Here is a 5,556-nt window from a genome sequence, read left to right on the forward strand (position 1 = left end):
ACGGGTGGCCATGACCCGGTTGCTGGGGCGGCGGGCCGGTGTAGGGGACGGCGTCCCAGTCGGGTGTGGTCACAGCGCGGCCGCCAGCGCCCGCCCGGCCACCCGGCCGGAGAACAGGCAGCCGCCGTCCGCCGCTGCCCGCCCTGGTCGCCGCGCTGGGGGCGGTGCTCACCGCGCTGCTGACCGCCTTCTTCAGCGTCATCGCGCTGGCCTTCTCCAACGGGCAGTACGACGGCGGCACCTGGCTGGTGATCGCGACGCCCGTGCTGCTCGCGGCGTGGCTGCTGGCCGGCGCGCTGCTGCTGATGACCGGCCGTTCCTGGCTGGCGCTCGTCCTGCCCGCCGCGGTCCTGTTCGGCCTGGTCGTCTGGGGCACCATCGCCGCCGGGCTCGGGTCGGACACCGACGGGTTCGTGGTGCTGATGTGGCTGCTGCCCGCCGGCACCGCCCTGCTGGCCGGGCTCCCCGGCGTCCGCCGCTGGATCGCCGCCCGGCGAGGTGCCCGGCTGTCCACAGATCGCGGCTGACCGCCCCGTGCGCCGGCGGGCGCCCTCAGCGTCCGGAGGGTGCTCGAGACGGACGACGACCCCCCGATGACCGCGCTCCTCGCCGGCCTGGCGGGTGGGGTGAGCGCGGTCCCCCTGCTGTTCACGGCGCTGATCACCTACAGCTACGCGCCGGACCTCGACCCGGTCGAGCGGTGGTCCTGGCCGGTGCTGCTCGCGCGCGCGGTCGGGCACCTGGTCGGTGCTGCGCGGCTGACCCGGCGACAGGGCCACCGGCTGCTGGTGGGGGTCGCGGTGGCCACCCTGGTCGGCTACCCACTGCTGGTGGTCGTGAGCTCGGCAGGGGAGCTGGTGCCGGTGGGCGAGATGGTCGGCGCGCTGGCCGTCGTGCTGGCCGGTCCGCTGCTGGCCGCGCTGCTCGGGTCGTCGCCCGGCGCTCGGCGCTGGGCCGACCGGCCCTCGGAGGTCCCTCCCCGCTGACCACGCCGACCCAGGGGGGCGGTGCGCCCGACCCGCCCGGGCGACTCGCACAGTCCGGACCGCCCGGCCGGCGCCCGCGGCCAGCTAGCGTCCCCGGGGTGGGCAACGACGCTGACGTGATCGTGGTGGGTGCGGGGCTGGCCGGGCTGGTCGCAACCGCCGAGCTGGCCGACGCCGGGAAGCGGGTGCTGCTGCTGGACCAGGAACCGGCCGCCTCCCTGGGCGGGCAGGCGCACTGGTCCTTCGGCGGTCTCTTCCTCGTCGACAGCCCCGAGCAGCGCCGGCTGCGGGTGAAGGACTCCCTGGAGCTGGCCCGGCAGGACTGGCTGGGCACCGCCGGCTTCGACCGCGCCGAGGACCACTGGCCCCGCCAGTGGGCCGAGGCCTACCTGCAGTTCGCCGCGGGCGAGAAGCGCGCCTGGCTGCGCGCCCAGGGCGTCCGGTTCTTCCCCGTCGTGGGCTGGGCCGAGCGCGGTGGGTACACCGCCACGGGCCACGGCAACTCCGTCCCCCGGTTCCACATCACCTGGGGCACCGGGCCCGGTGTGCTCGCCCCGTTCCTGCGCCGGGTCGCCGACGCCGCCGCCCGCGGGCTGGTCGACGTCCGGCACCGGCACCGGGTCGACGGGCTGGTCGTCACCGGCGGAGCGGTCACCGGGGTGCGCGGGGCGGTCCTGGAGCCCAGCGACGTCGAGCGCGGCGCGGCCAGCTCCCGCACCGAGGTCGGCGAGTTCGAGTACTCGGCGCAGGCCGTCGTCGTCACCTCCGGCGGCATCGGCGGCAACCACGACCTGGTGCGGAAGAACTGGCCGGCGCGGCTGGGCCCGGTGCCGAAGCGGCTGCTCTCCGGTGTGCCGGCGCACGTGGACGGCCGGATGCTGGAGATCGCCCAGGGCGCCGGTGGCCGGGTGGTCAACCCCGACCGGATGTGGCACTACACCGAGGGCATCGCCAACCACTCACCGATCTGGGCCCACCACGGCATCCGGATCCTGCCCGGGCCCTCCTCGCTCTGGCTCGACGCCACCGGCACCCGCCTGCCGGTCCCGCTGTTCCCCGGCTTCGACACCCTCGGCACGCTCGCGCACATCGGCACCACCGGCCACGAGCACACCTGGTTCCTGCTCACCCAGAAGATCGTGGAGAAGGAGTTCACCCTCTCCGGCTCCGAGCAGAACCCCGACCTGACGGGGAAGGACCTCAAGCTGCTGCTCACCCGGGTGCGCGCGGGCGCGGCGGCCCCGGTGCGGATGTTCCTGGACGACGGCGAGGACTTCGTCGTCGAGCGCACCCTGCCCGAGCTGGTGGCCGGGATGAACCGGCTCACCGGCGACTCCCCGCACGTCGACCTGGCCACCGTGGAGCGCGAGGTCGTCGCCCGCGACCCGGAGATCGCCAACACCTTCACCAAGGACCTCCAGGTGACCGCGATGCGCCAGGCCCGCACGTTCCTGGGCGACAAGCTGATCCGGGTCGCCGCGCCGCACCGGCTGCTGGACCCCGATGCGGGGCCGCTGATCGCCGTCCGGCTCAACGTGCTCACCCGCAAGTCCCTCGGCGGCCTGGAGACCGACCTGTCCGGCCGCGTGCTGCGGGCCGACGGACAACCGTTCCCCGGGCTGTACGCGGCCGGGGAGGTCGCCGGCTTCGGCGGCGGGGGCCAGGCCTGCGGAGCCGCCCATCCCTGCGGCGCCGCCCATCCCTGCGGCGCCGCCCATTCCTGCGGCGGCGCCCATCCCTGCGGCGGCGGCCCGTAGCCGGACGGGTGGCCATGACCCGGTTGCTGGGGCGGCGGGCCGGTGTAGGGGACGGCGTCCCAGTCGGGTGTGGTCACAGCGCGGCCGCCAGCGCCCGCCCGGCCACCCGGCCGGAGAACAGGCAGCCGCCGAGGAAGGTGCCCTCCAGCGAGCGGTAGCCGTGCATCCCCCCGCCGCCGAAGCCGGCGACCTCCCCGGCCGCGTACAGCCCGGGGAACGGTTGTCCGTCGGCCCGCAGCACGCGGCCGGACAGGTCGGTCTCCAGGCCGCCGAGGGACTTGCGGGTGAGCACGTTGAGCCGGACGGCGATCAGCGGCCCCGCATCGGGGTCCAGCAGCCGGTGCGGCGCGGCGACCCGGATCAGCTTGTCGCCCAGGAACGTGCGGGCCTGGCGCATCGCGGTCACCTGGAGGTCCTTGGTGAAGGTGTTGGCGATCTCCCGGTCGCGGGCGACGACCTCGCGCTCCACGGTGGCCAGGTCGACGTGCGGGGAGTCGCCGGTGAGCCGGTTCATCCCGGCCACCAGCTCGGGCAGGGTGCGCTCGACGACGAAGTCCTCGCCGTCGTCCAGGAACATCCGCACCGGGGCCGCCGCGCCCGCGCGCACCCGGGTGAGCAGCAGCTTGAGGTCCTTCCCCGTCAGGTCGGGGTTCTGCTCGGAGCCGGAGAGGGTGAACTCCTTCTCCACGATCTTCTGGGTGAGCAGGAACCAGGTGTGCTCGTGGCCGGTGGTGCCGATGTGCGCGAGCGTGCCGAGGGTGTCGAAGCCGGGGAACAGCGGGACCGGCAGGCGGGTGCCGGTGGCGTCGAGCCAGAGCGAGGAGGGCCCGGGCAGGATCCGGATGCCGTGGTGGGCCCAGATCGGTGAGTGGTTGGCGATGCCCTCGGTGTAGTGCCACATCCGGTCGGGGTTGACCACCCGGCCACCGGCGCCCTGGGCGATCTCCAGCATCCGGCCGTCCACGTGCGCCGGCACACCGGAGAGCAGCCGCTTCGGCACCGGGCCCAGCCGCGCCGGCCAGTTCTTCCGCACCAGGTCGTGGTTGCCGCCGATGCCGCCGGAGGTGACGACGACGGCCTGCGCCGAGTACTCGAACTCGCCGACCTCGGTGCGGGAGCTGGCCGCGCCGCGCTCGACGTCGCTGGGCTCCAGGACCGCCCCGCGCACCCCGGTGACCGCTCCGCCGGTGACGACCAGCCCGTCGACCCGGTGCCGGTGCCGGACGTCGACCAGCCCGCGGGCGGCGGCGTCGGCGACCCGGCGCAGGAACGGGGCGAGCACACCGGGCCCGGTGCCCCAGGTGATGTGGAACCGGGGGACGGAGTTGCCGTGGCCCGTGGCGGTGTACCCACCGCGCTCGGCCCAGCCCACGACGGGGAAGAACCGGACGCCCTGGGCGCGCAGCCAGGCGCGCTTCTCGCCCGCGGCGAACTGCAGGTAGGCCTCGGCCCACTGGCGGGGCCAGTGGTCCTCGGCGCGGTCGAAGCCGGCGGTGCCCAGCCAGTCCTGCCGGGCCAGCTCCAGGGAGTCCTTCACCCGCAGCCGGCGCTGCTCGGGGCTGTCGACGAGGAAGAGACCGCCGAAGGACCAGTGCGCCTGCCCGCCCAGGGAGGCGGCCGGTTCCTGGTCCAGCAGCAGCACCCGCTTCCCGGCGTCGGCCAGCTCGGCGGTTGCGACCAGCCCGGCCAGCCCCGCACCCACCACGATCACGTCAGCGTCGTTGCCCACCCCGGGGACGCTAGCTGGCCGCGGGCGCCGGCCGGGCGGTCCGGACTGTGCGAGTCGCCCGGGCGGGTCGGGCGCACCGCCCCCCTGGGTCGGCGTGGTCAGCGGGGAGGGACCTCCGAGGGCCGGTCGGCCCAGCGCCGAGCGCCGGGCGACGACCCGAGCAGCGCGGCCAGCAGCGGACCGGCCAGCACGACGGCCAGCGCGCCGACCATCTCGCCCACCGGCACCAGCTCCCCTGCCGAGCTCACGACCACCAGCAGTGGGTAGCCGACCAGGGTGGCCACCGCGACCCCCACCAGCAGCCGGTGGCCCTGTCGCCGGGTCAGCCGCGCAGCACCGACCAGGTGCCCGACCGCGCGCGCGAGCAGCACCGGCCAGGACCACCGCTCGACCGGGTCGAGGTCCGGCGCGTAGCTGTAGGTGATCAGCGCCGTGAACAGCAGGGGGACCGCGCTCACCCCACCCGCCAGGCCGGCGAGGAGCGCGGTCATCGGGGGGTCGTCGTCCGTCTCGAGCACCCTCCGGACGCTGAGGGCGCCCGCCGGCGCACGGGGCGGTCAGCCGCGATCTGTGGACAGCCGGGCACCTCGCCGGGCGGCGATCCAGCGGCGGACGCCGGGGAGCCCGGCCAGCAGGGCGGTGCCGGCGGGCAGCAGCCACATCAGCACCACGAACCCGTCGGTGTCCGACCCGAGCCCGGCGGCGATGGTGCCCCAGACGACCAGGCCGAACAGGACCGCGGCGGGCAGGACGAGCGCCAGCCAGGAACGGCCGGTCATCAGCAGCAGCGCGCCGGCCAGCAGCCACGCCGCGAGCAGCACGGGCGTCGCGATCACCAGCCAGGTGCCGCCGTCGTACTGCCCGTTGGAGAAGGCCAGCGCGATGACGCTGAAGAAGGCGGTCAGCAGCGCGGTGAGCACCGCCCCCAGCGCGGCGACCAGGGCGGGCAGCGGCGGACGGCGGCTGCCTGTTCTCCGGCCGGGTGGCCGGGCGGGCGCTGGCGGCCGCGCTGTGACCACACCCGACTGGGACGCCGTCCCCTACACCGGCCCGCCGCCCCAGCAACCGGGTCATGGCCACCCGT

6 protein-coding genes are annotated in these 5,556 nt (G+C 75.6%); 3 read left to right on the forward strand and 3 right to left on the reverse strand.

Annotated features, from left to right (window positions below; translation table 11 throughout):
* The first annotated feature begins 65 nt into the window (after window positions 1–65).
* The 3 genes from G5C62_RS25280 (at window position 66) to G5C62_RS25290 (ending at window position 2,743) form a co-directional block, all read left to right on the forward strand.
* Window positions 66–527 (forward strand): hypothetical protein, encoded by a 462-nt coding sequence (locus tag G5C62_RS25280; protein ID WP_164703184.1) that lies wholly within the window; start codon window positions 66–68, stop codon window positions 525–527.
* Between the two features lie 39 nt (window positions 528–566).
* Window positions 567–986, forward strand: coding sequence for a hypothetical protein (locus G5C62_RS25285; protein WP_164703185.1), 420 nt, complete (start codon window positions 567–569; stop codon window positions 984–986).
* Window positions 987–1,084: 98 nt separating this feature from the next.
* Window positions 1,085–2,743, forward strand: a complete 1,659-nt coding sequence (locus G5C62_RS25290; protein WP_241176128.1) for an FAD-binding dehydrogenase — start codon at window positions 1,085–1,087, stop codon at window positions 2,741–2,743.
* Window positions 2,744–2,816: 73 nt separating this feature from the next.
* Here the strand turns inward: G5C62_RS25290 and G5C62_RS25295 are convergent, their stop codons facing one another.
* The 3 genes from G5C62_RS25295 to G5C62_RS25305 all read right to left on the reverse strand — a co-directional run bounded on the left by G5C62_RS25295 (window position 2,817) and on the right by G5C62_RS25305 (window position 5,491).
* Window positions 2,817–4,472 (reverse strand): FAD-binding dehydrogenase, encoded by a 1,656-nt coding sequence (locus tag G5C62_RS25295; protein ID WP_164703186.1) that lies wholly within the window; start codon window positions 4,470–4,472, stop codon window positions 2,817–2,819.
* Between the two features lie 98 nt (window positions 4,473–4,570).
* A complete protein-coding gene (locus G5C62_RS25300; RefSeq protein ID WP_164703185.1) occupies window positions 4,571–4,990 on the reverse strand; it encodes a hypothetical protein in 420 nt (139 codons plus the stop codon).
* 39 nt (window positions 4,991–5,029) lie between these two features.
* Complete coding sequence (locus tag G5C62_RS25305; protein ID WP_164703184.1) at window positions 5,030–5,491, reverse strand: hypothetical protein; 462 nt, start codon at window positions 5,489–5,491, stop codon at window positions 5,030–5,032.
* Window positions 5,492–5,556 lie beyond the last annotated feature (65 nt).

The sequence above is a fragment of the Modestobacter sp. KNN46-3 genome (assembly GCF_011039295.1).